The 426-nt window shown below is 72.8% G+C and carries 1 protein-coding gene; it reads right to left on the reverse strand.

The genetic code is table 11. The annotated features are described in order from the left end of the window. Positions 1-275: 275 nt before the first annotated feature. Positions 276-426, reverse strand: a 151-nt coding sequence (locus MKK84_RS30960; protein WP_243926170.1) for a sugar transferase, incomplete at its 5' end; no start/stop codon positions are given.

Here is a 426-nt window from a genome sequence, read left to right on the forward strand (position 1 = left end):
AGGGCGAGGCCGCGCCGCATGCTCCCGCCGGTGCTGAGGTGGTGGACGTACACCCCGTAGGCCAGCTCGCCCGCCACAACCGGCAGGAACGCCAGCAGCCACCAAACCGAGCCGAACCGGCCCAGACCCAGCCCGAGCAGCGCGTTCAGCAACAGACCCTTCATCGCCGCCCGTCCCCGTCCCCGCCTGGGTCGGGTGGTAGACCGATCCCGAAGCCCGCGCCATCGGCCCGGGCCTGCCTCAGCGTTCGTCCCACACCCGCCGCAGCGGAGACCTCACCGGCTGCCGCGCTGGGCCAGCACCGCCGGGATGGTGCGCAGCATGATCGCGATGTCCCGGCGCAGGCTCCAGCGGCTGGCATAGTCCAGATCCAGCGCCACCCGCTCGGCGTAGCTCGTGTCCGAGCGGCCCGACACCTGCCACAGC

It is taken from the genome of Methylobacterium sp. E-065 (genome assembly GCF_022829605.1).
Lineage (GTDB): Bacteria > Pseudomonadota > Alphaproteobacteria > Rhizobiales > Beijerinckiaceae > Methylobacterium.